This is a genomic window from Rhizobium sp. SVR5-2C (assembly GCF_056755115.1).
The window spans coordinates 1-24,161 of the sequence record NZ_JBNDHT010000072.1 but is presented as its reverse complement, the minus strand read 5'-3'; the positions used below and the strand labels follow the sequence as shown (position 1 = coordinate 24,161).

The window sequence follows — 24,161 nt, the reverse complement described above, 5'->3', positions numbered from 1 at the left end:
GCGTAAGCGGGGCCTTTCTATTTGTGCGCTCTACATCGGCAGCGAACCGAACTCCCGCTTGCGCAAGGCTTCCGCGATTTCCTCGAGAATAGCTGGATCATCGATCGTCGCCGGCATTTTCCACGGCACGCCGTCGGCGATTTTCTGGATTGTGCCGCGAAGAATCTTGCCGGAGCGGGTCTTGGGAAGGCGGTCGACGGTTATTGCGGTCTTGAAAGCGGCCACTGGGCCGATCACATCGCGGATCAGTTCGACGACCTCTGATTCGATGGCCGATGTTTCCCGTGAAACGTTCTTCTTGAGGACCAGGAAACCGCAGGGTACCTGGCCCTTCAGCTGGTCGGCAATGCCGACCACGGCGCATTCGGCGACATCTGGATGTCTGGCACAAACCTCCTCCATTGCTCCGGTCGACAGCCGGTGGCCGGCGCAGTTGATGATGTCATCGGTGCGCGCCATAATGAAGAGATAGCCATCTTCATCAATATAGCCGGCATCCGCTGTTTTATAGTAACCGGGAAACTCAGCCAGGTAGGCTGAATGGAAGCGCTCGTCGGCTTTCCATAACGTGGGTAGGCAACCTGGGGGCAGGGGAAGCTCCACAACGATATTTCCAAGTGTCCCCGGCGTAACCGAGTGGCCAGCATCATCGAGAACGTGGATGCCGAAGCCGGGCATGGGCACCGACGGAGAACCATGCTTCACCGGCAGGACCTCAAGGCCCAGCGGGTTCGCCACCATCGGCCATCCGGTTTCCGTCTGCCACCAATGATCGATCACGGGAACATCGAGCATGCGCTCGGCCCACTTCAGTGTCTCCGGGTCCGCCCGCTCCCCCGCCAGGAACAAGGCACCGAAATTCGGCATCGCATACGTCTTGATGTGAACGCCCTCGCTATCTTCGCGGCGAATGGCGCGGAAGGCGGTGGGTGCGGTGAAAAGAACCCGTACATCATGCTCTGAAGCGATGCGCCAGAAGACACCGGCATCCGGCGTGCCAACCGGCTTTCCTTCGAATATCACACTGGCGGCGCCAACCAGGAGCGGTGCATAGACGATGTAGGAATGACCGACGACCCAACCGATATCGGAAGCGGCCCAGAAGACGTCGCCCTGCTTGATGCCGAAGATGTTTACCATCGACCAGTTGAGGGCAACCATGTGGCCGCCATTGTCGCGCACAACGCCCTTCGGCTGGCCCGTCGTCCCGGATGTGTAAAGAATGTAGAGCTCGTCCGTTGCGCTGACGGGGATGCACTCGACATTCACTCCGCGATTTCTCGCAACGGCAGCTTCGAAATCCTCGTCGCGACCCTCGATCAGCTCGGCCACAAGCTGCAGCCTCTGCAAGACGAGACAATGGGCCGGCTTCAATTTCGCGATAGCAATCGCCTGATCAACCAAGGGCTTGTATGGAACCACCCGTCCCGGTTCGAGCCCGCAACTTGCCGTAATGATTAGTTTCGCTTCCGAATCGTCGATGCGCGCCGCAAGCTCATTTGCGGCAAAGCCGCCGAACACGACGGAATGGACTGCGCCGATGCGCGCGCAGGCAAGCATGGAAAAGACCGCTTGCGGCACCATCGGCATGTAGATGATGACGCGGTCGCCTTTCGCGATCCCTCGTTGCCGCAGCGTCGCTGCAATGGCGGCCACTTCGACAAGGACTTCGTCATAGGTATATGCAGTCTTCGTACCGCTAATCGGGCTATCGTAGATGAATGCGGTGTCGCCACCGCGGCCAGCCTGAACATGGCGGTCGAGGCAATTATAGCAGGTATTGGTTTCGCCCCCGACGAACCAGCGTCCATATGGACTGCCCGCTCGCGAAAAGGTCTGCTCTGGCTGTTTGAACCAGCTTATTGCCGCCGCCGCCTCACGCCAAAAGGCCTCCGGATCGTCCTTCCACCTGGCATAAGTCTGCCGATAGCCTCCCTGCATTTGCTCCTCCCCAGGACATGCAAGTTATCCTATCAATCTAGCGGAGGCAGGGCCGGAGAGAAAGCCCGACGAAAGGAGCGTATCAGCGGGCGCCGAAGATGGCGGAGCCCACGCGGACGCTCGTGGCGCCGAAGGCGACCGCTGTTTCGTAGTCACCGGACATGCCCATTGAGAGTTTCTCCACGCTACATCTCGCGGCAAGCTTGGCCAGCAGGGCAAAATGCGGACCAGGGTTTTCCTCGGCTGGCGGAATGCACATCAGCCCCTCGATCGAAAGACCGAGCTCGCTTCGGCAGAAATCGACAAATGCCGGTGTATCGTTGGGAGCGATGCCGGCCTTTTGCGGTTCCAGTCCGGTGTTCACCTGAACATAGAGGCGGAGAGTCTTTGCCTGACGCTTCATTTCGTCAGCGAGCGCACGGGCGATCTTCTCGCGATCGACGGTTTCGATGACATCAAAAAGTGCAACGGCATCGTTTGCCTTGTTTGATTGCAGCGGGCCGATGAGGTGTAGCTCGATGCCGGGTGTCTCGGCCTTGAGTTCGAGCCATTTGCCCTGGCTCTCCTGGACGCGGTTCTCGCCGAAGATGCGCTGACCGGCTGCGATTGCTGGGCGAATAGCCTCTGCATCGAAGGTCTTTGACACGGCAACGAGCTGAACCGACCCAGCCGGGCGCCCGGATTGATGCTCTGCTGCCGCAATGCGAGAGCGCACCTCGTTCAACCGCTCTTGAAGTTCCATCGTGTTAACCCGACATGTCCGCGCAAGGAGAATGGCATGCACTAACCACGCATGGTGTTCTTGCCAAGACCTGTCTCTGTAAAAAGCGCTTTTGATGCCGCGGATCCGAGGTTTAGACGCCTGCAAAACTTGACGGTACGGCGGTTTCATGGTGAAGGTCACCACCAACCTCCCCTGATTTCCGGAAATTCGAATACCATGGCCACCGAACGTTATAATCCGCGCGACGCCGAGCCCCGCTGGCAGCAAAAATGGAACGAGGCGAAGGTCTTTGAGACCGACAATGCCGATCCGCGCGAAAAATATTACGTGCTCGAGATGTTCCCCTATCCGTCGGGCCGTATTCACATGGGCCATGTTCGCAACTACGCGATGGGTGACGTTGTTGCCCGGTACAAGCGAGCCCGGGGCTTCAATGTTCTGCATCCCATGGGCTGGGATGCTTTCGGAATGCCGGCTGAAAACGCAGCAATGGAGCGCGGCGTTCATCCCGGCGCCTGGACCTACGAGAACATTGCTTCGATGAGATCACAGCTGAAGGCCATGGGCTTGTCACTTGATTGGAGTCGCGAATTCGCCACTTGCGACGTCGAGTATTACCAGCATCAGCAACACCTTTTCCTGGATTTCCTCGAAAAAGGTCTGGTCTACCGCAAGCAGTCGAAGGTGAATTGGGACCCGGTCGATAATACCGTTCTCGCCAACGAACAGGTTATCGACGGCCGCGGCTGGCGCTCCGGCGCGCTCGTCGAACAGCGTGAACTGACGCAGTGGTTCTTCAAGATCACCGATTTCAGCGAAGAGCTGCTGGACGCGCTGGACACACTCGACCAGTGGCCGGAGAAGGTTCGCCTGATGCAGAAGAACTGGATCGGTCGTTCCGAAGGAATGATGATCCGCTGGGAAATCGTACCGCAGACGGCACCTGCTGGCGAAACCGAAGTGACGGTTTACACGACGCGTCCGGACACGCTGTTCGGCGCGTCCTTCCTTGCGATTGCCGCCGACCATCCGCTTGCAAAGGAAGCTGCCGGACGGGATCCGGCAATCGAAGCCTTTTGCGAGGAATGCCGACGAGTCGGCACATCGCTGGCGGCGCTCGAGACGGCAGAGAAGAAGGGCATGGATACCGGTATCCGCGTCCGGCACCCGCTCGATCCCTCCTGGGAGCTTCCGGTCTATGTCGCCAACTTCGTGCTGATGGACTACGGCACGGGCGCTATTTTCGGTTGTCCCTCGGGCGACCAGCGCGACCTCGATTTTGCCCGCAAGTATGGCCTGCCCGTTGTTCCGGTCGTGATGCCAAAGGACGGCGATGCGGCGAGTTTCACCATCGGTAATACGGCTTACGACGGCGACGGCGTCATGATCAACTCGCGTTTCCTTGACGGCAAAACCACGGATGAGGCCTTCAATATCGTCGCCGATCGTCTGTCGAGCACGCTGCTCGGGAACGCACTTCAGGGCGAGCGCAAGGTGAATTTCCGGCTGCGCGACTGGGGTATTTCGCGGCAGCGCTATTGGGGCTGCCCGATTCCGGTCATCCATTGCGACGACTGCGGCGTCGTACCGGTGCCGAAAAAGGACCTGCCTGTAAAGTTGCCGGCGGACGTTACGTTCGATCAGCCGGGTAACCCGCTCGACCGCCATCCGACCTGGCGGCACGTCGCCTGCCCGAGCTGTGGCAAGGATGCCCGGCGCGAAACGGATACGATGGACACTTTCGTCGATTCAAGCTGGTACTTCACCCGTTTTACGGCCCCTTGGGAAGGGACGCCTACAAATGTGGCCGCAGCTAACCGCTGGCTCCCTGTCGACCAGTATATCGGCGGCATCGAGCACGCGATTCTGCATCTGCTCTACTCGCGTTTCTTTACGCGAGCGATGCGCGAAACCGGGCATGTGGATGTGAAGGAGCCGTTCAAAGGACTGTTTACTCAGGGCATGGTGGTGCACGAGACCTACAGCCGCAACTCTGGATTGGGGCGCGAATGGGTAGCGCCGGCCGATATCCGCATTGAAGAAGCCGATGGCAAACGGACCGCTTTCCTGCTGGAGGGTGGTGAGGAGGTCTCGATCGGCTCGATCGAGAAGATGTCCAAGTCCAAGAAGAACGTCGTCGATCCCGACGATATCATTGCTTCCTACGGCGCTGATACGGCCCGCTTCTTCGTTCTCTCGGACTCCCCGCCGGAGCGCGATGTCATTTGGTCGGAAGCAGGGGTGGAAGGTGCGCACCGCTTCACGCAGCGCCTGTGGCGCCTGATTTCTGAGGCATCTGGTACTTTGGCCGGTGTCTCCCCGCATCCGTCAAAGGATGGCGAGGCGCTTTCGATTTCCCAGGCAGCCCACAAAACCTTGAAGGCTGTGCAGAACGATTACGACAAGCTTTGGTTCAACAAGGCCGTCGCGCGGATTTACGAGCTTGTGAATGCCTTGGCAGGCCCGCTGACCAAGGTGGCGGCCGGCGAGGGCGACGCCGCCTATCGCTCGGCGGTTCGCAACGCCGCGGAGATTCTGGTTCAGCTCGTTGCACCGATGACGCCGCACCTGGCCGAAGAATGCTGGGCCGCACTCGGCAATAGTCAGATGCTCGCCCACGCTGCTTGGCCGGTTTATGACGACGCTCTGGTCAAGGATAATGAGGTCGTGCTGCCGGTTCAGATTAACGGTAAGAAGCGTGCCGAATTGACAATTTCTCGTGATGCAGATCAGAATGCCGTTACGCAGGCAGTCTTGGAGCTCGACGCAGTTGTCAGCGCGATGAACGGTCAGACGCCGAAGAAAATTATTGTGGTTCCGCAAAGGATTGTGAACATTGTCGTTTGATATCGCTTCCAAGCACGCACGCGGCGCCGCGATCACGCTCGTCCTTGCATTTGCAGCCTTGCTTTCGGCCTGCCAGATCCAGCCGCTTTACTCGGAAACGTCGGCGGTCGCTGGCAAGCTGGCCTCCGTCGGCTTCTCGGACGCGACGACCCGTGTTGAACAGGATGTTCGCAACCATCTGATTTTCTTGGCCAGCCATGGAGCTGGCGAGCCTGTAAAGCCGGCCTATGAGGTCGAGTTGCATGTTCGCTCGGAGGTTATTGATGCTCTTCTCGTCGAATCCTCGGACACGTCGCGTGCAGGCCGCGTGACGGTCAGCGTCGATTATACGCTGCGTGCTACTGCCGATGGCAAGGTGATCAAATCGGGCAACCGCTATGCCACCGCTCTTGTCGACTTCCCGAAGCAGGAATTTGCCAAGCAACGGGCGATTCGTGACGGCGAGGATCGCGCTGCGCGTCAGGCTGCTGAGTTCGTCGGCTTGGACATCGCCGGCGCGCTCGGCCGTTAAGGTGCCGGCGTGGCGGAAATAAAGTCGCATGAGTTCGAAGGTTTTCTTCAACGTTCGGTTTCCGCCCACCGCATCTTCGTCGTCTATGGCCCGGATCGCGGTCTGGTTTCCGAAAGGGCAGGGCAGATAGCCGCAAGGAGCGGCGTTGCGCTCGACGATCCATTTTCCCTGGTCAAGCTCGACATTGCCGACCTTCAGAAGGATCCCGGACGGCTGCAGGATGAAGCCGGCGCCATGGGGCTGTTCGGCGGCGAAAAGCTCCTCTGGGTACGCGGGGCGGCGAATGAAAAGTATCTGGTAGAAGCTTTGGACCAGCTATCAAAGACGCCGCTAGACGGCGCCTTCATCATTGTCGAAGGCGGAGATCTGAAAAAGGGCTCACTTCTTCGTAAGCTTGCCGAAAGCACACGCAGCATCGTGGCAATTCCCTGCTATTCGGACGATGCGCGCGCCTTGAATGGTTTGATCGACAGCGAACTAGCCTCAGAAGGCCTTCGCATAACGCCCGCCGCCCGCCAGGCTCTAACCGCACTCATCGGCGGCGACCGCATCGCATCGCGCAACGAAATCAAAAAGCTCGCCCTCTATTGCCGCGGCTTCGAGATGATTGAAGAGCATCATGTGACAGAGATTATCGGCGATGCCAGCGCGATCTCGGTCGATGATGCTGTCGATGCCGTATTGAGCGGAAATGTCGGTAATTTATTGCATTCGATGCAGAAAATAGCCGCATCCAAAACCGCCGTGTTCCTGGTCCTCCAGGCTTGCCTGAAGCAGTTCCAACTTCTGGATACAATGCGCGCAGAAATGGACGAAAAGCGCGCTCAGCCCGCGCAAATCATGCAGACGCATGGGCGCCATTTGCATTTCCGGCGCAAGCCTATCGTGGAGCAAGCGCTCCGCGCCTGGAGCGCGGAGGCGATCAGCCGCGAAACGAACAGACTGCAATCCTCGATTCTGCAAACACGCAGGCGGCAGAGCATCGAGGGCAGCATCGCGCTGCAAACGCTCCTAGCGACAACGATCCAAAGCGGCCGGAAGGCTTCGAGCTAACGTCGCTCCAGGAGGCGGCAGATTTCCTCCAATTGTTCCAATGATTTATAGGCAATGCGGATTTGGCCGCCACTGGCCTTGTGATTGATCGTGACATCCAGACCGAGCGCGTCGGAAAGCGTGCGCTCGAGGGCCAGTGTATCGGAATCCTTCTGATCACGCGTGCTGGGAGCGCGTTGCGGCTCGGACTGCGCCTTAATGTCGTGCTGCGCGAGCCTTTCTGCGTCACGTACCGACATTCCCTTTGCCACGATGGTCCGGGCAAGGGCCGTTGGATCGGATGTCGAAACGAGAGCGCGCGCATGCCCCGCCGAGAGACTGCCGGCTGCGAGAAACTCCCGCACAGGCTCTGGAAGTTTCAAGAGACGAAGGGAATTGGCAACATGGCTCCGGCTCTTGCCGATGATTTCGCCGAGATCGTTTTGAGTGTAGCCATATTCTGCGATCAGCTGCTCGTATCCTAGCGCCTCTTCGAGGGCATTTAGGTCAGACCGCTGAACGTTCTCGACGATCGCAATCTCAAGCGCAGTCTTGTCATCCACATCGCGGATGATCACCGGGATTTCGATAAGACCGGCCAGCTGCGCGGCGCGCCACCGCCTTTCGCCAGCGATGATTTCGTAGTGGTTGACCGCGAGCGTACGAACAACAATCGGCTGGACAATGCCGTGCTGACGGATTGAGCTTGCAAGATCGTGCAATTCGCTGTCATCAAAGAAGCGGCGCGGATTGCGCGGATTGCGGCTCACGAATTCGATCGGTATCAGGCGGTCAGCACTGACGCTGGGTTTCTCACCATCGACCGGAAGCGACTGATCCATCTCGCCGATCAGTGCAGCAAGGCCGCGGCCCAGACGTCTTTTCGATGCATCATCATTCATTGCAATACTCACTTACGTTAAGCTGCGAGGCGCTGGCGCTCACGCTGAATGACCTCGGAAGCCAATTGCAAATAGGCCTGACTGCCGGCGCATTTCAGGTCGTAGAGGATGGCTGGTTTGCCGTAGGACGGCGCCTCCGAGACGCGGACATTTCGCGGGATAAGCGTGTGATAGACTTTTTCACCGAGATGCGTGCGAACGTCATGCACCACCTGCTGTGCTAGGTTGTTTCGGGCATCGAACATCGTCAACACGATACCCTGGATATCCAAATACGGATTCACGGTCCGGCGCACCTGATCGACGGTTTCCAGTAGTTGGCTCAGCCCTTCTAGGGCGAAAAATTCGCACTGTAACGGGACCAGAACGGAATGCGCCGCAGCCATGGCATTCATCGTCAACAGATTGAACGATGGCGGGCAGTCAAGAAGAATATACGTAAATTCAAGGGCTTGTGGCGTCGACAGCGCCTTCCGCAGCTTAAACACTCGGTCGCTCTGCTGTGCGATCTCCATCTCGACGCCGAGCAGATCCATGGTGGACGGCACGATGAAGAGATTTGGCACGGCCGTAGGCAAGGCCGTATCGGCAACGCCAGCTTCGCCAATCAACAGATCGTAAGACGAAAGCTTTCGGTCCTTTCGGTCAATCCCGAGCCCCGTACTCGCATTCCCCTGCGGATCCAGGTCGATAATCAGCACCCGTTCGCCGATTGCGGCCAAGGCGGTTGCCAGATTGATCGCGGTTGTCGTTTTCCCGACACCACCCTTTTGATTTGCTATCGTGATAATTCGGTTCCGTTTAATGGCCATTCCGTACCATCCGAATTGTTAAACCAAGCGGCGGAGATTGGATATCTCGAGGATCACCGAATCTTTTTCCACAACGCTTCGGTGTTCTATCAGATCAAAACGCCACCGAACACGTGCCTTGGCAATTTCGGCGGCATAATCCCGGCCTTTGTGGAAATATGCACTGGTATTTTCATTTCTGAGCATCCAGGGCTCGGAAAACTCGCATAGTTTATCGAGATCCGCGAGTGCACGCGCTGATATAGCATCGCAACTGGCGATCTCGTCAGGCCCAACCTCAAGTCGGATCGGATGAACGGCGCCTCGCGCGCTGGTCTCACGCAGGGCAAGGCGCAGAAATGACGCTTTCTTTTTGTTGCTCTCGATGAGAGAGACCCATCCATCACCAAGCTCAGCAAGCAAGATTGCGGTGATCACACCGGGAAATCCGCCGCCACTCCCCATGTCGATCCATCTTTTAGGACCCGGGCGCAATTGATAGACTTGAGCGCTGTCGGCCACATGCCTTCGCCAAGCGTCCTCAATGGTCGACGGCGCGACAAGATTGATCGATTTTGCCCATTTGCTGAAAAGAGCGAGAAAATGCTCCAGGCGTTCTTGTGTTTCACGTGAAACACTTTGACCGTTCAAGTTCATGAAGGACTCTCAAAACGTGTATTAGGCAACCGACCGTTCGGCAGTGTCTGTTTTCCGTAGATGAACGAGCAACAGCGAAATCGCTGCGGGAGTCATCCCGTCGATCGTTGCGACCTGCGCAACGTTAAACGGCTGTTGCCTCCCCAGCTTTTGCTTCAGCTCGTTGGAAAGCCCGGACAGGACCGAATAGTCGAAATCCTTCGGGATGATCCGATTCTCGTCGCGCTGAATGTCGACGATATCGGCTGCCTGCCGGCGCATATAGACAGCATAGGAAGCTTCGATCTCGATCGCCTCTGCAACCGGCTTGCTCAAACCTTTGATGTCAGGCCATACGTCCGACAACAGCGCCATATTCAAATCGGGGTAGGACAGCAGCTCGTAAGCGGAGCGGCGCTGACCATCCTGGTTAAGTTGAAGCCCATGGCACCGCGCTTCGCTCGGAGTAATATTCAACGATTGCAAGAGCCCGCGTGCACTGTCGATCGCGGATTTATACTCCGAAAACCTCATGCGCCTCTCGTGGCTCACGCAGCCAATATCTTCTGCAATCGGAGTAAGGCGCAAATCCGCGTTGTCGGCGCGCAGCGAAAGCCGATATTCTGCGCGAGACGTGAACATCCGGTACGGCTCGGAGACCCCCCGAGACGTCAAGTCATCGATCATCACCCCAATGTAGGAGTTGGTACGGCTTAGATAGATCGGTCGCTGATCACCGGCGCGGCGAGCTGCGTTGAGACCTGCAACGAGACCTTGCGCGGCTGCTTCCTCATACCCCGTGGTGCCGTTAATCTGACCAGCCAGGTATAAGCCCGGCATCCGCTTCACTTCCAGGGCCGGGGTTAGTTCCCGAGGATCGACGTGATCGTACTCGATTGCGTAACCGGGCTGGAGAATAGAAACAGCCTCCAACCCCGGTATGGTCCGAATAAAGGCCTCCTGCACCTCTGCAGGCAGTGACGTCGAAATGCCGTTGGGATAGACGGTGTCGTCGTCCAGGCCCTCCGGCTCCAAGAATATCTGGTGACCGTCGCGCTCGCCAAACTTGACGATCTTATCTTCAATTGAGGGGCAATAGCGTGGCCCCACACCTTCAATCTGCCCTGAATACATCGCCGAGCGATGAAGGTTGTCCTGAATGAGCTTATGCGTCGCCGCGGTCGTGCGCGTCACGCCGCATTCGATCTGAGTATTCCGAATCTCGTCCGTCATGAATGAAAACGGCGTAATCTCCTCGTCGGCTCCCTGGCGTCCGACGGAAGCCCAATCAATCGTCTTCCCATCCAGACGGGCAGGGGTACCCGTCTTGAGCCGTCCGAGTCGAAGACCGAGCCGCAACAATGTGCCAGACAAGCCGAGCGACGGATCCTCACCGACGCGGCCGGCAGGTATCTTCTTGTCACCGATGTGGATGAGACCGCGCAGGAAAGTCCCGGTTGTCAATACGACCGCGCTGCATTTAATAAGCCGGCTATCTTTCATAACGACACCAGTCACGAGTCCTCCCGAAACCTCGATATCGAACGCATCGCCTTCGATAACATCAAGATTATCAATGGCTTCGATCGCGGCCTGCATTGCAGTTCGGTAGAGCTTGCGGTCAGCCTGGGTACGCGGGCCGCGGACAGCGGGGCCTTTTTTGCGATTAAGCATCCGGAACTGAATACCGGCTGCATCAGCGATGCGCCCCATGAGGCCATCCATCGCATCGACCTCCCGCACCAGATGCCCCTTACCAAGGCCGCCGATTGCAGGATTGCAGGACATTACGCCGATTGTGTCGCGGCGATGCGTTACCAGCGCGGTGCGGGCACCGAGACGCGCGGAAGCGCTGGCGGCCTCGCAACCTGCATGCCCGCCTCCGATCACGACAACATCGTATTGGTTCGCACTCATTTCCGGTCTCTCCCGCGCCTGCGGTGTTTCACGTGAATCATTTGCCGATGCAAAATTCTGAGAAAATCACATCGAGGAGGTTCTCGACATCGACGCGCCCGGTGATCCTGCCCAGCGCGTTACCTGCCACCCGAAGACTCTCCGCTCGGATATCGAGCCCCGCGGAGGTGTTCGCTAGGGCTTCGTCGATTGCGTTCAAGCAGTCAGCCAGCGAATCCCTCTGCCGCCTGCGGCTGGGGATCGCCAGACTGTAACCGCTTGTCTGTCGCTCCAGGCGTTCTGCAATGGCTGTGCGCAACGCCGAAAGCCCCGCATCCGCGATCGCCGATATCAGCAGGTCGTAAGAGGTCGCATTTCCGTCTGCCGATATATCGGCCTTCGTACCCACTCGCAAGACCTCGGCCTTTCCAGCCGGGAGCGGTCCTTGAAGACCGTCGGTCATGTCTTCGAGATAGAGTACCAGGTCTGCTTCAGAAATGATCTTTTCCGCCCGCCGGATACCTTCCCGCTCAACCACCTCTTCTGTGTCTCTCAGGCCAGCGGTGTCATAGAGCCTGACAAGAAAGCCATTGATGTCGAGATCGACGTGCAGAACGTCGCGCGTGGTTCCGGCGATGTCGGTCACGATGGCAATCTCACGCTGGGCGAGCGCGTTCATTAGGGTCGATTTACCAGCGTTTGGTGCCCCGGCAATAACCACCTTGTAACCGTCACGAATGATCTCGCCGGCCTGAGCATGGCTGAGATGGCCGTCGATCTCTCTGCGCAGCCCTGCAACGTCGTCCCATACGATTTCCGACACGGAACCCGGGACATCGTCCTCGTCAGCAAAATCGAGCTCTGCTTCAATGAGAGCCCGGGCCCTCGTTAATCGTTCCGCCCACGAATCGTATAGTTTTGATAGTGCTCCGGAGCTGTGCTCGACTGCCAGGCGTCGCTGCATCTCCGTCTCGGCGGCGATGAGATCCGCAAGGCCTTCGATCTCCACCAGATCAAGTTTGCCGTTCTCAAAGGCGCGTCGCGAGAATTCACCCTCGGTCGCCATGCGCACATCCTGGATCGCCGCCAGTTCGTCGAACAGCGCGTTGACAACAGCGCGACTGCCGTGAACGTGGATCTCCGCGCAATCTTCGCCGGTAAAAGAGCTGGGGGAAGGGAAGAAGAGCACCAACCCGCTGTCGAGAACGGATCCGTTTCGGGACCGAATCGGCCGCAGGGACGCGCGGCGCGGCGCGGGCAGCTCGCCAGCAAGCATTCGCAGGGCATCACGTGTCCGAGGTCCGCTGAGGCGCACGACCGCGACACCGGAGGGGACCGCTCCACTTGATAGCGCATAAATGGTTTCGCTCGACATCCTTGCTACTCGAAAGAAGCCATCCCTGAAAAGCGAAAGCCGGCCACAAGTGACCGGCTCTCTGAGCGGGAATCCGGCTAATTACTATGTATTCATCGACTCGAAGAAGTCCGGGTTGTTCTTCGTCTGTTTCAGCTTGTCGATAAGAAACTCGATCGCATCCGTTGTCCCCATCGGCGCGAGAATGCGCCGGAGCACAAAGATCTTCTGCAGGTCTTGACGCGGAACAAGGAGGTCTTCCTTGCGCGTACCGGACTTAAGGATATCCATTGCCGGGAAGATACGCTTGTCCGCTACCTTGCGGTCGAGAACGATTTCCGAGTTGCCGGTACCCTTGAATTCTTCGAAGATCACTTCATCCATGCGGCTGCCAGTGTCAATGAGCGCAGTCGCGATAATCGTCAGCGAGCCGCCTTCCTCGATGTTTCGGGCAGCACCGAAGAAGCGCTTAGGCCGCTGGAGCGCGTTCGCGTCCACACCACCGGTCAGGACCTTACCAGAAGAAGGAACCACGGTGTTATAGGCGCGACCGAGACGCGTAATCGAATCGAGCAGGATGACGACGTCGCGGCCGTGCTCGACGAGCCGCTTTGCCTTCTCGATCACCATCTCGGCAACCTGCACATGCCGCACGGCCGGCTCGTCGAACGTCGAGGAGATGACTTCACCGCGCACCGAGCGCTGCATGTCCGTCACTTCTTCGGGACGTTCGTCGATCAGCAGAACGATGAGATAGCATTCCGGGTGATTGGCGGTAATCGAATGCGCGATGTTCTGCAGGAGAACCGTTTTACCCGTTCGCGGCGGGGCGACGATGAGTCCGCGCTGACCTTTGCCGAGCGGAGCGACGAGATCGATCACGCGCGGAGACAGATCCTTCGACGTCGGAACATCAAGTTCCATCTTGAAGCGCTCATTCGGATAAAGCGGCGTCAGGTTATCGAAATGAACCTTATGGCGGATCTTCTCCGGGTCGTCGAAATTGATCGTGTTAACCTTCAGAAGTGCGAAATAGCGCTCGCCTTCCTTCGGCCCCCGGATCGGTCCCTCGACGGTGTCGCCCGTCTTCAACGAGAAGCGGCGGATCTGCGAAGGGGAGATGTAGATGTCATCCGGACCCGGAAGGTAATTGGCATTTGCGGAGCGCAGGAAGCCGAAACCGTCCTGCAGGACCTCCACGACGCCTTCGCCGATGATCTCAATATCCTGGCTCGCCAGAACCTTCAGGATTGCAAACATCAATTCCTGTTTGCGCATTGTGCTTGCATTTTCAACCTCGAGCGATTCGGCAAACGCCAGGAGATCGGTCGGGGATTTACTCTTAAGTTCCTGAAGCTTCATTTCAGCCATGAAGTGACCACTGCTCTGTATTTCGAAGGGGGAAGGCTATGTCAGGTCGTTTCAATGTTGCGAAAGGGCTCGCAGACGACTGAACTCAGAACACATGCCACGAAGATGAGATGCGCGGAAAATAGCGACTAAGATGGCGCGCCGCAAGGGGGCTGCTTAAAATGAAGCAAATTTAACCTGAGGTGGCACTCTCTTCAGAAAGGTTTAACGACCACGAGGATGACGATCAGGATCATCAGCACCGTCGGTGCCTCGTTCATGAACCGCCAATAGCGGGCTGAACGGTGGTTTTCATCTCTTGCGAATGCATCCACAGCACGGCTGAAGAAGATGTGAACCGCTGTCAAAAGCACAACCAAAGCGATCTTGGCGTGCAGCCAGCCGCCCTGGAAGCCGTAAACAGACCAGGCGAGATAGAGACCGAAGATCCAGGTCAGCATCATTGCCGGGTTCATGATGATCTTTAGCAGGCGGCGTTCCATGACCTTGAAGGTCTCCGACTGCACGGAACCGGGCTCAGCATCGGTATGGTAGATGAAGAGCCGCGGCATATAGAAAAGGCCTGCCATCCACGAGATCACCGCAATGATGTGAAGCGCCTTGATCCAAAGGTAGAGGTTTTCCGGGTTCCATACGAACAACCCTACTGAAAGCAGCGCGAAGAAGCCGAGGGCAAAATGCGCGCGCCGCCTGGCATAGCTGCCTGGACCATGATCCGTCTGTTTTTCCATCGCTCAGTTCCCGCTCCGGCGCACGCGTTCAACGAGCAAGCGCACGTTTTCCGGATCGGCTTGCGGCGTGATTCCATGCCCGAGGTTGAAGATCAGTGGACCACTTCCAAGATGCGCCAGAATGTCGTCGATGCCCTCCTCAAGTGCTTTCCCACCGGCAACGAGGCGCATAGGGTCTAGATTGCCTTGAACCGGACCTTCCTTCTGAAGCTCGGCGGCAAACTCAAGCGGCACCGACCAATCGAGGCCGATCGCGTCGGCGCCTGTCTTTTGCCGATAGGTCTTAAGAAGATAGCCCGCACCCTTGGCGAACGCGATGATCCGCGCCTGAGGCCGCCGTGCCTTGACGGAGGAAATCATTCGGGCGACCGGCCTAACAGCAAAGGCCTCGAACTCCTTCTCTCCAAGCACACCCGCCCAGGAATCGAAAATCTGAACGGCATCGGCGCCGGCATCGATCTGCCTCAGGAGATAGTCGGCCGAAACGTCTGCAAGCAGCATCAACAGCCGCTCAAAGGCCTTCGGGTACTTGTAGGCGAAAAGCCTGGCCGGCGCCTGATCGGGTGTGCCGTGACCGGCGATCATATAAGTCGCGACCGTCCATGGCGCCCCGCAGAAGCCGAGAAGGGTGGTTTCCTTCGGCAGTTCCGCGCGCAGACGCCGCACAGTCTCGAATACCGGCTCTAGGTAGTCGACAACGCCCATGCCATCCAACCGAAGGATTCCAGCCTCGTCGATCGGGTCCATCTCGGGACCGTGACCTTCGGTAAAACGCACATTGCGCTTCATCGCATCTGGAATGACGAGAATGTCAGAGAACAGGATCGCTGCGTCGAAGTTGTAGCGACGGATGGGTTGAAGCGTCACCTCGACTGCATGATCCGGGGAATAGCAAAGCTCCAGGAAACTTCCGGCCTTGGCACGCGTTTCCTTGTACTCGGGCAGATAACGGCCCGCCTGCCTCATAAGCCAGATCGGAGGAGGGGAGAGAGTTTCACCGTCGAGAACTCTCATGATTTTCCGGCGCATTTCGCTCAAGCGCTTCTTCCCTATAAAAATCCAAAGATATTTTAAAAGGTTTCTATTTCTTAGAGTCGGTTTCTATCAAGGATTAAAATCTGTCCACCGGTGATGCCTTCGGTCGCAGGCACCGCCGATAACGTGCAAAGATCCCGTCGCATAATCTGCATTGCGGGGACTAGATCGAATCCGAAAATAATTCCAGCAGCTTGTGTCCCAGCCCAGCGTCTTGCCTTCTGTGGATATCCTGTGCATTGCTGTCGGGCTTTCTGAAGTCGCCTACAAAGTCCACAGGTCGCGGCGTTCGCCGTCCCGCAAAACCGAAATGTGGATAAATGGGCATGTTTTCCCTTGCCCGACAGCCCGCGCCGCCCTTAGCTCTTCGCCATCCAGTCTTTTCAACAGCCAGCGGAAAATAGCGTGGAGAACCGGACGAACTTCTTCCATCTGCATCTGATTTCTGACTCGACCGGTGAGACTCTGATTTCCGCCGGCCGCGCTGCTTCCGCCCAATTCAAGTCGGCCCAGGCGGTTGAGCATGTTTACCCGCTGGTCCGGAACCGCAAGCAGCTCCTTGCGGTCCTTGATGCGATCGACAGTGAGCCCGGCATCGTTCTCTACACGGTCGTCGACCGGGAACTCGCGACGCTGATTGACGAGAGATGTGCGGAGATGGGAGTCGCCTCGGTGAATGTGCTCGAGCCCGTCATGGCCGCCTTTCAGCTTTATCTCGGCGCGCCGTTGCGGCGCCGGGTCGGTGCGCAACACGTGATGAATGCCGGGTATTTCGCGCGCATCGAAGCCTTGAACTTCACCATGGATCATGATGACGGGCAGATGGCTGAAGACTACAACGAGGCTGACGTCGTGATCGTCGGCATCAGCCGCACGTCCAAGACCCCGACGAGCATCTACCTCGCCAATCGCGGCATCAAAACCGCGAACATGCCGATCGTCCTAGGGGTGCCGCTGCCGGACGGGCTTCTGACTGCGACCAGGCCAGTGATCGTCTGCCTCATCGCAACAACCGATCGGATCTCCCAGGTCCGCGAGAATCGCGTACTCGGCTCGGCGCCCGGCTTCGACCGCGGGCTATATACGGATCGTGCTGCGATCTCCGAAGAGCTCAAATATGCTCGCTCTCTTTGTGCGCGACACAATTGGCCGCTGATCGACGTCACGCGCCGCTCGATCGAAGAGACGGCGGCCGCGATCGTTGCTCTGCGGCCAAAGCTGCGCTAAGCGCTGATAGCATGAATCGCGCGCCTACGACATCGAAGCTGATCCTTGCCTCGTCCAGCCCTTTTCGGAGGATGCTGCTCACGAACGCGGGTCTGGAATTTGAAGCGCATGCGGCAAAGATAGACGAGCGTGCGATCGAAGCCCCGCTTGAGAAAGATGGGGCAACGCCCGACACCGTCGCGTTGGTGCTTGCGAAGGCCAAAGCGGAGGAAGTCAGCGCCCGGTTTCCGGGTGCGCTCGTCATCGGATCTGACCAGACGATGTCGCTTGGCGAGCAGGTGTTTCACAAGCCACGCGACATGGCTGATGCTGAAAATCACCTGATGCTGCTCTCCGGACAAACCCATCGGCTGAACAGTGCGATTGCAATCATGCAAGACGGCGACCTGCTGTGGCAGCATGTGTCACACGCGTTGTTGACGATGCGGGCCCTATCGGCTGATTTCATCGCGCGCCACCTGGCCCGCGTTGGAGAGAAGGCGCTTGGCAGCGTGGGCGCCTATCAGCTCGAAGGCGAGGGGATTCAACTCTTCGACAAAATCGATGGTGATTACTTCACCATTCTTGGCCTGCCGATGTTGCCGCTGCTTGGGAAATTGAGGGAATTGGGTGCGCTTGATGGATGATTCACGTGAAACATTCGGCCCGAATGCGTTTGTGACCGGCTTTCCGGTGAAGCATTCGCGTTCGCCGTTAATCCACGGATACTGGCTGAAAACACTTGGGCTGCCGGGCAGCTATCGCGCGCATGAAGTCGCGCGGGCCGATTTCGCAACGTTTATCGCTTCCCTCAAAGATCAAAGCTCTGGCTTTGCCGGTGGGAACGTCACGATCCCGCATAAGGAGATGGCTTTCGAACTCGCAGACCGCCCGGACGAACTCTCCCAGGAACTCGGCGCCTCAAACACGCTGTGGCTGCAGGAGGGAAAACTCCATTCCACCAACACCGATGGGCACGGCTTCACCGCGAACCTCGACGCGCGGGGTGCTGGCTGGGATAGCCACGATGCCGCGGTAATCCTCGGGGCGGGTGGGGCAAGCCGGGCGGTTATTCAGGCGCTGCGTGATCGCAGCTTTCGGGAGATCCATGTGGTCAACCGAACCATTGCACGTGCACAGGAACTTGCCGATCGCTTCGGCGAGAAGGTTCATGCCCATCCGATGGGCGCTCTCGCCGAAGTCATGAAAGGCGCTGGTCTTTTCGTTAATACGACATCACTCGGCATGGACGGTTCGGAAGCCCCGGCGATCGATTTTTCGCCCCTTACCGCCAAGGCCGTCGTGACCGATATCGTCTATGTCCCGCTCAAGACGCCCTTGCTGAAGCAAGCGGAGGAACAGGGATTCAGGATTGTCGATGGCCTTGGCATGTTGCTCCATCAGGCGGTACCTGGATTCGAAAAGTGGTTCGGCAAACGGCCGGTTGTCGATGACGAACTTCGCAAGCTCATCATCGCGGATATGGAAAAGCATTGATGATCCGGATCGGTCTCACGGGTTCCATCGGGATGGGAAAATCTACCTCGGCAAAACTCTTTGCCGGCAGCGGCATCCCCGTCAATGATTCCGATGCCGTGGTGCATGACTTGTATGCTGGAGCGGCTGCGCCCCTGGTCGAGGCTGAATTTCCGGGGACGGTCAAGGACGGCGCGGTCGACCGGCAGGAACTTGGCCGTCAGCTTTCGCAAAGGCCGGATGGCTTCGAGGCTCTAGAAAGGATCGTCCACCCGCTCGTGCGCCAGCGCGAAGCCGAATTCGTGGAGCGCGAGCGGGCACGAGGTTCGGAAATGGTCCTGCTCGATATCCCGTTGCTTTTCGAAACCGGTGCCGAGGATCGGGTCGATATAATCGTCGTTGTTAGCTGTGATCCACAGATTCAGCGCGATCGGGTGCTTGCGCGTCCGAACATGACTGAGGAAAAATTCAATATGATTCTCTCGCGGCAGACGCCGGACGCCGAAAAGCGGGCACGCGCCGATTACGTGATCGATACCAGTCACCCTATCGAAACGACGCGGAGAAGAGTGAATGAAATCGTCGCCGATCTGAAAGCGCGGATCGCGAAGGGAGAATTCCGGAATGCGTGAAATCATATTCGATACCGAGACCACCGGCCTCGACCCGCGCATGGACCGGATCATCGAAATTGGCGGCATCGAGCTGCTTAATCATTTCCCTACCGGCCGCACCATTCATATCTACGTCAGTCCAGGCGATCAGAAAGTCCACCCCGATGCTCTGGCCGTTCACGGCATTACCGACGAGTTTCTGAAGGATAAGAAGCCCTTCGCCGACGTCGTCGACGAGATCATCGATTTTTTCGGTGAAGCACGCTGGATTGCCCACAATGCCACCTTCGACATGGGCTTCGTCAATGCCGAATTCGCTCGGCTCGGCCTGCCGCCAATCCTGCCGGAGAAGGTGGTTGATACACTTTCGCTTGCCCGGCGGAAGCACCCCATGGGTCCGAATTCGCTCGACGCGCTCTGCCGGCGCTATGGCATAGACAATTCGCACCGTACAAAACACGGCGCACTCCTCGACTCGGAACTGCTTGCCGAGGTTTACATCGAGATGATTGGCGGCCGTCAGACCGCACTCGGTTTGAGCGTTGCGACGATAAACGCGGCAGGTAACGCGGCGCTTGTTCTGGATGAAGCGGTTGATATCGTTTTGGAACGGCCGCGGCCGCTCGCACCGCGCCTCAGTGAGGCCGAAGCCCAGGCTCATGACGCGCTGATTGCCACGCTCGGTGGAAAAGGCATCTGGGCCAAATACGACATCCAAAATTAGAAATGCCCGGGCTCTCACCCGGGCATATGACTCTAAATCCGTGCGGATCGAATCAGTTGGTCTGAACCTTTGCGCGCGCCTGCTCCTCGGCGACACGCTGAGCAAACATCTGGGCGAAATCGATCGGATCGATCATCAGCGGCGGGAAGCCGCCATTGCGCGTGACTTCGGCGATGATCTGGCGGGCGAACGGGAAGAGCATGCGCGGGCATTCGATGAAAAGTACCGGCAGCATGTGTTCCTGCGGGAAGCCGGCGACGCGGAACACGCCGCCGTAAACGAGCTCAGCGTGGAAGACCGTCTTGTCGCCTTCCTTGGCCTCGGCGTTGAGCGAGAGCACGACGTCGAAATCGGTATCCGAAAGCGGATTGGCGTTGACGTTGACGCTGATATTGATCGCCGGCGCCTTGTCGCGCGCCTGAAGAGAGCGTGGCGCGCCCGGATTTTCGAAGGAAAGATCCTTCGTGTACTGAGCCAGGATTGTCAGGCTGGGGCTTGCTGTGTTGCTGCCGTTGCCGTTGCCGTTGTTTTCATCAGCCATTGGATTTTCCTCGAGCGCATTGGATGGTGCCGCCATCTAACATTTCGAGAAAAGGCTTACAACCCTGGGAAACCGAGGCCGGTCCTAGTCGCCGAGCCGCTTGCCGGACCAGGGCGATTTGCCGTTCGGCTCACGGCGAAAATCGTCCTGATCGAGATCAACAACCTTTGACGTCGATGTGGATCGGCTGCCGAAGCCGGAGGATTGCGAGGCTGTAAAGCCTTCCGTCGTTCTCACGGTAACGAAGCGCTTGCAGATATAGTTCCAGGCAAGCTCGCGAACGGCCGGTATAAACATCAGAATGGCGATGATATCCGAGATGAATCCGGGGATGATGAGGAGCAGCGAAGCGATCACGAACATGGCCGGCCGCAAGAGCTCGCGTCCCGGTATAACACCATTCCGGCCTTGCGCGGATAGGCGCTGAAGGATGCCTATGCCGTGGCGGCGCAGCAATGTCATGCCGACCAGGAAACTCAAAACAACAAGACCAAGGGTCGGCAGCACGCCGATGGCGTGCCCGACTATGAGAAAGCCTGCTATTTCCGCCAGCGGCAGCAGCAGGACGAAACCTGGAAGCATCGAAAGTCGCATCGTCTCTCCGCCTGGCTCTATATCTCGATCGCTAGATTGCCATAGCTATTTGAATCATCTGTATATGCGGACTATATGGGAGTAGATATCAGAGATGTTAACGGCGGCTGCGGTACGAAATGAGTTCAAACGACTTCATCACTTTGTTTTTCCTTGTGGCGGCGGTGCTGATATTTTTTCAGCTGCGCAGCGTGCTCGGGCGCCGCACGGGAAACGAGAAGCCGCCGCGTGATCTTTTTACGCCGCGGGATTCGGTCGGCTCGGAACCTTCTGACGCCGGCAAGGTCGTGACGCTTCCGCGCCGCGATACCCCTGCGGAAGAGGAAGACCGCTTCGTAGAAATCGATGCCGTCGCCCCTGCCGGCACTGCGGTCAATGAAGCGCTGCGCCAACTCAACAAGGCCGATCCATCCTTTACGCCCAAGGAATTCCTGAACGGCGCGAAAATGGCCTACGAAATGATTGTCATGGCCTATGCGGATGGTGACCGGAAAACATTGAAAAACCTTCTCTCACGCGAAGTTTACGACGGCTTCGACGCAGCGATTGCGGATCGGGAAGGCAAGGGCGAGACGGTGAAGTCCACCTTCGTTGGCATCGACAAGGCGGATATCACGCATGCCGAGGTCAAGGGCAGCGAAGCACAGATTACGCTGCGTATCGCCAGCCAGCTGATCTCCGCGACCTACGACAAGGCCGGCAAGCTGGTAGAGGGTGATGCCGAAAGCGTAGCCGAAGTCAACGATATCTGGACCTTCGCCCGCGACACACGTTCGCGCGATCCCAATTGGAAACTCGTGGCAACCGAATCGGAACATGAGTGACGATAAAGCGGATTTCGTTCTGCAAGCTATAAGCTTCGATGAACTCAAAGGCTGGAAGGATGATGACCCTTCCAGCCTTTTTGAGGTCATGGAAAGCTGCCGCCGGCAAATCATCGAAACGAAGCCATACCGCACCGGATCACTCGGGCTGAGTGCCGACGATCTCTTGCCGCTCTTGGAAGAGGCACGAGAGGTCAAACCCGCCACTGCGGCTGCGGCGCGATCCTTTTTCGAGCAGAACTGTCAGCCGTTCTTCATAAGAAGAGGCGATGGGAAGCCGGGATTCGTGACTGCTTTCTACGAGCCCGAAATCGCCGTCTCAGACACGCCCGACGCTACTTACCGCTTCCCCTTTTATCGCCGTCCCGATGACCTGATCGATCTGGGCAATGGCAATCGCCCTCCGGGCCTAGACCCTTCCTATGCCTTCGGCCGCCTGCAGGATGGCAAGATAAGGGCCTATCCGGACCGGCAGGCGATCGATCAGGGCTTCCTTGATGGTCGAGGGCTCGAGATTGCCTGGGCCAAATCCAAGGTCGACGTTTTCTTCGTGCATGTGCAGGGCTCCGCACGTCTGCGCTATCCGGATGGCCGGATCGGGCGAATTACCTATGCGGCGAAGGCCGGGCATCCTTTCTCGGCCATTGGCAAGCTGCTGGTCGATCACGGCGAAATCGACCGCACGAAGATTTCCATGCAATCGATTCGCGCCTGGCTGGCTATGCATCCGGAAAGGTCCGATGAGGTTCTCTGGCACAATCGATCCTATATTTTCTTTCGCGAGGCTTCGGCCGCCGATCCCGAAGCGGGACCGGTCGCCGCTGCGAAAGTGCCGCTGCTCGCCGGCCGGTCGCTCGCTGTCGACCGTCTTATCCATACTTTCGGGTTTCCCTTCTTCATCCGCTCGGACAGCCTTACGCATCTAGATCGGGGCAAGCCGTTCCAACGTCTGATGCTCGCCCTGGACACGGGCTCCGCCATCGTCGGCCCGGCGCGCGGCGATATTTTTGCCGGTTCCGGCGATGAAGCGGGCGAGCTCGCGGGCACGGTGCGCAACGACGCGGATTTCTTCATCCTGATTCCGAATGCAGCCGCCGCAAGGTTCCGCTGATGGCAAGGGACCGCAAACTCAGCACGGATGAGAGAATTCTCTGGGGCAAGGTGGCACGCAGCACGCGGCCGCTTGCCGGCAAGAAGGAGGAACGGAACGAACTCGACGCCTTTCTCGCGGACGCGGAGGCCGAGATCGAGAATGCCGGGCAGAAATCACTGAGCGAGGCGGCAACGCAAGCCGTAGCGCCAACTTCGACCCAGAAACGCCCCTCCGGCCTCCATCAACCGCTGGAACGGCCCGTCAAACGCAAGATCGCAAAGGGCAGGCTGGCGCTCGAGGCGCGCATCGATCTCCATGGCCTCGTACAAAGCGAAGCTCATGTCATTCTTCTCGATTTCCTCCTGCGGGCACATGGGCGCGGGATGCGGCACGTGCTGGTGATAACCGGCAAGGGCAGCTCGATCGGAAGTGAAGGTGCGTTGAAACGCGCGGTGCCGCTTTGGTTCTCCAAACCCGAATTTCGCTATCTGATATCATCTTACGAATCGGCGGCGCAGCACCACGGCGGCGAAGGCGCGCTCTATATCCGGCTTTCCCGGCGCCAAGGGGACAAGTCATGACGCCTTTCGGCGAAGCTGTCAGAAGGCTGCGCATCCGCAAAGGCGTGTCGCAGAAGGAGATGGCGGCGGCCCTGAACGTCTCGCCAGCCTATCTCTCGGCACTAGAACACGGAAAGCGCGGCATTCCGACGTTCGATCTTCTCCAGCGGATCGCAGGCTATTTCAACATCATCTGGGACGAAGCCGAGGAATTGTTTCTGCTCGCCCGCTCGTCCGATCCCCGCGTCGTCATCGATACCTCAGGTTTGCCCCCGGAATACACGGCTTTTGCCAACCGTCTGGCGGGCAAGATCCGCAGCCTTGACAGTGCGGATTTAGCCGCGCTTGCAGCCACGCTCGAGAATCTCGGAAGACTTGACGGAAAAGCGTCATAATCCCCTGCTTTATGGCGGATTCTCGGCCTCCGCCATTGGGAATAGGGCGCAATAACCCTATATTCTAGAATGGAAAAAGCCGGTGATTCGCAAGGCTCATCCAGGCTTCGACAACAGGGAAATTCAAAGACAGTATGACTGACATATCCGCGACGGAAAACGGCGTTAACACCGAGTATGGCGCAGACTCCATCAAGGTCCTGAAGGGACTTGATGCCGTGCGCAAACGTCCGGGCATGTATATCGGCGACACCGACGATGGTTCCGGCCTGCATCACATGGTCTACGAGGTGGTCGACAATGCGATCGACGAGGCGCTCGCGGGCCATGCCGATATTGTCACTGTCGCGCTCAATCCCGATG

At 58.0% G+C, this 24,161-nt stretch carries 25 protein-coding genes; 13 read left to right on the top strand and 12 right to left on the bottom strand.

Annotation, left to right across the window (positions count from 1 at the left end; all coding sequences use genetic code 11):
- Nucleotides 1–30: 30 nt before the first annotated feature.
- Together ACPYOI_RS20310 and ACPYOI_RS20305 are read right to left on the bottom strand one after the other, a co-directional pair.
- Nucleotides 31–1,941, bottom strand: a complete 1,911-nt coding sequence (locus ACPYOI_RS20310) for a propionyl-CoA synthetase (RefSeq protein ID WP_481418210.1) — start codon at nt 1,939–1,941, stop codon at nt 31–33.
- 82 nt (nt 1,942–2,023) lie between these two features.
- The gene (locus ACPYOI_RS20305; protein WP_481418209.1) at nt 2,024–2,683 is read right to left on the bottom strand and encodes a YggS family pyridoxal phosphate-dependent enzyme; all 660 of its coding nucleotides are present in this window, start codon (nt 2,681–2,683) and stop codon (nt 2,024–2,026) included.
- A gap of 198 nt (nt 2,684–2,881) precedes the next feature.
- Between ACPYOI_RS20305 and leuS the strand changes: the two genes are divergently transcribed.
- Genes leuS through holA form a run of 3 tightly spaced genes read left to right on the top strand, consistent with a single transcriptional unit; the run spans nt 2,882 to nt 7,076 of the window.
- Nucleotides 2,882–5,512 (top strand): leucine--tRNA ligase, encoded by a 2,631-nt coding sequence (gene leuS / locus ACPYOI_RS20300; protein WP_481418208.1) that lies wholly within the window; start codon nt 2,882–2,884, stop codon nt 5,510–5,512.
- Nucleotides 5,502–6,023: an LPS assembly lipoprotein LptE gene (lptE, locus tag ACPYOI_RS20295; RefSeq protein WP_481418207.1), complete on the top strand. Its 522-nt coding sequence runs from the start codon at nt 5,502–5,504 to the stop codon at nt 6,021–6,023. Before leuS ends, lptE begins: the two co-directional genes overlap by 11 nt.
- 9 nt (nt 6,024–6,032) lie before the next feature.
- On the top strand, nt 6,033–7,076 hold the full coding sequence (gene holA, locus ACPYOI_RS20290) for a DNA polymerase III subunit delta (protein WP_481418206.1): 1,044 nt from the start codon (nt 6,033–6,035) through the stop codon (nt 7,074–7,076).
- Here holA and ACPYOI_RS20285 read toward each other — a convergent pair.
- From ACPYOI_RS20285 to hemE, 8 genes are all read right to left on the bottom strand, one after another.
- Nucleotides 7,073–7,957: a ParB/RepB/Spo0J family partition protein gene (locus tag ACPYOI_RS20285; RefSeq protein WP_481418205.1), complete on the bottom strand. Its 885-nt coding sequence runs from the start codon at nt 7,955–7,957 to the stop codon at nt 7,073–7,075. The two genes, holA and ACPYOI_RS20285, sit on opposite strands and share 4 nt — an antisense overlap.
- 17 nt (nt 7,958–7,974) lie before the next feature.
- Nucleotides 7,975–8,769 (bottom strand): ParA family protein, encoded by a 795-nt coding sequence (locus ACPYOI_RS20280; RefSeq protein WP_481418204.1) that lies wholly within the window; start codon nt 8,767–8,769, stop codon nt 7,975–7,977.
- An 18-nt stretch (nt 8,770–8,787) separates the two neighbouring features.
- Entirely contained in the window at nt 8,788–9,405 is a 618-nt protein-coding gene (gene rsmG / locus ACPYOI_RS20275; protein ID WP_481423293.1) for a 16S rRNA (guanine(527)-N(7))-methyltransferase RsmG, read from the bottom strand.
- A 21-nt stretch (nt 9,406–9,426) separates the two neighbouring features.
- On the bottom strand, nt 9,427–11,301 hold the full coding sequence (mnmG, locus tag ACPYOI_RS20270; RefSeq protein WP_481419679.1) for a tRNA uridine-5-carboxymethylaminomethyl(34) synthesis enzyme MnmG: 1,875 nt from the start codon (nt 11,299–11,301) through the stop codon (nt 9,427–9,429).
- A 37-nt stretch (nt 11,302–11,338) separates the two neighbouring features.
- Complete coding sequence (mnmE, locus tag ACPYOI_RS20265) at nt 11,339–12,655, bottom strand: tRNA uridine-5-carboxymethylaminomethyl(34) synthesis GTPase MnmE (RefSeq protein WP_481423292.1); 1,317 nt, start codon at nt 12,653–12,655, stop codon at nt 11,339–11,341.
- Between the two features lie 84 nt (nt 12,656–12,739).
- Nucleotides 12,740–14,005, bottom strand: coding sequence for a transcription termination factor Rho (rho, locus tag ACPYOI_RS20260; RefSeq protein WP_205927259.1), 1,266 nt, complete (start codon nt 14,003–14,005; stop codon nt 12,740–12,742).
- Between the two features lie 194 nt (nt 14,006–14,199).
- Nucleotides 14,200–14,736 (bottom strand): protoporphyrinogen oxidase HemJ, encoded by a 537-nt coding sequence (gene hemJ / locus ACPYOI_RS20255; RefSeq protein WP_481419681.1) that lies wholly within the window; start codon nt 14,734–14,736, stop codon nt 14,200–14,202.
- Between the two features lie 3 nt (nt 14,737–14,739).
- Nucleotides 14,740–15,774 (bottom strand): uroporphyrinogen decarboxylase, encoded by a 1,035-nt coding sequence (hemE, locus tag ACPYOI_RS20250; protein WP_481423291.1) that lies wholly within the window; start codon nt 15,772–15,774, stop codon nt 14,740–14,742.
- Nucleotides 15,775–16,176: 402 nt separating this feature from the next.
- Between hemE and ACPYOI_RS20245 the strand changes: the two genes are divergently transcribed.
- Genes ACPYOI_RS20245 through dnaQ form a run of 5 tightly spaced genes read left to right on the top strand, consistent with a single transcriptional unit; the run spans nt 16,177 to nt 19,791 of the window.
- Entirely contained in the window at nt 16,177–16,998 is an 822-nt protein-coding gene (locus tag ACPYOI_RS20245) for a pyruvate, water dikinase regulatory protein (protein ID WP_481423290.1), read from the top strand.
- A gap of 11 nt (nt 16,999–17,009) precedes the next feature.
- Nucleotides 17,010–17,624 carry a Maf-like protein gene (locus tag ACPYOI_RS20240; RefSeq protein ID WP_481423289.1) on the top strand — a complete coding sequence of 205 codons (615 nt, stop codon included), beginning with the start codon at nt 17,010–17,012 and terminating at the stop codon, nt 17,622–17,624.
- Nucleotides 17,617–18,474: a shikimate dehydrogenase gene (locus tag ACPYOI_RS20235; protein WP_481423288.1), complete on the top strand. Its 858-nt coding sequence runs from the start codon at nt 17,617–17,619 to the stop codon at nt 18,472–18,474. Before ACPYOI_RS20240 ends, ACPYOI_RS20235 begins: the two co-directional genes overlap by 8 nt.
- On the top strand, nt 18,474–19,085 hold the full coding sequence (coaE, locus tag ACPYOI_RS20230) for a dephospho-CoA kinase (RefSeq protein ID WP_481423287.1): 612 nt from the start codon (nt 18,474–18,476) through the stop codon (nt 19,083–19,085). The genes ACPYOI_RS20235 and coaE overlap by 1 nt, the downstream gene beginning before the upstream one ends.
- Nucleotides 19,078–19,791: a DNA polymerase III subunit epsilon gene (gene dnaQ / locus ACPYOI_RS20225; RefSeq protein WP_168831868.1), complete on the top strand. Its 714-nt coding sequence runs from the start codon at nt 19,078–19,080 to the stop codon at nt 19,789–19,791. Before coaE ends, dnaQ begins: the two co-directional genes overlap by 8 nt.
- A gap of 52 nt (nt 19,792–19,843) precedes the next feature.
- Here the strand turns inward: dnaQ and secB are convergent, their stop codons facing one another.
- Both secB and ACPYOI_RS20215 read right to left on the bottom strand, forming a co-directional pair.
- On the bottom strand, nt 19,844–20,332 hold the full coding sequence (gene secB / locus ACPYOI_RS20220) for a protein-export chaperone SecB (protein ID WP_481423286.1): 489 nt from the start codon (nt 20,330–20,332) through the stop codon (nt 19,844–19,846).
- A gap of 84 nt (nt 20,333–20,416) precedes the next feature.
- On the bottom strand, nt 20,417–20,926 hold the full coding sequence (locus tag ACPYOI_RS20215) for an FxsA family protein (protein WP_481423285.1): 510 nt from the start codon (nt 20,924–20,926) through the stop codon (nt 20,417–20,419).
- A 119-nt stretch (nt 20,927–21,045) separates the two neighbouring features.
- On the opposite strand from ACPYOI_RS20215, the gene ACPYOI_RS20210 reads away from it, so the two are divergent.
- The 5 genes from ACPYOI_RS20210 to ACPYOI_RS20190 all read left to right on the top strand — a co-directional run.
- Complete coding sequence (locus tag ACPYOI_RS20210; RefSeq protein ID WP_481423284.1) at nt 21,046–21,750, top strand: Tim44/TimA family putative adaptor protein; 705 nt, start codon at nt 21,046–21,048, stop codon at nt 21,748–21,750.
- Nucleotides 21,743–22,861 carry a murein transglycosylase A gene (mltA, locus tag ACPYOI_RS20205; RefSeq protein WP_481423283.1) on the top strand — a complete coding sequence of 373 codons (1,119 nt, stop codon included), beginning with the start codon at nt 21,743–21,745 and terminating at the stop codon, nt 22,859–22,861. Before ACPYOI_RS20210 ends, mltA begins: the two co-directional genes overlap by 8 nt.
- Nucleotides 22,861–23,424, top strand: coding sequence for a Smr/MutS family protein (locus tag ACPYOI_RS20200; RefSeq protein ID WP_481423282.1), 564 nt, complete (start codon nt 22,861–22,863; stop codon nt 23,422–23,424). Before mltA ends, ACPYOI_RS20200 begins: the two co-directional genes overlap by 1 nt.
- Nucleotides 23,421–23,798 (top strand): helix-turn-helix domain-containing protein, encoded by a 378-nt coding sequence (locus tag ACPYOI_RS20195; protein ID WP_481419689.1) that lies wholly within the window; start codon nt 23,421–23,423, stop codon nt 23,796–23,798. The genes ACPYOI_RS20200 and ACPYOI_RS20195 overlap by 4 nt, the downstream gene beginning before the upstream one ends.
- A gap of 134 nt (nt 23,799–23,932) precedes the next feature.
- Nucleotides 23,933–24,161 (top strand): hypothetical protein (locus tag ACPYOI_RS20190; RefSeq protein ID WP_481423281.1); only part of this gene is annotated, 229 nt, incomplete at its 3' end.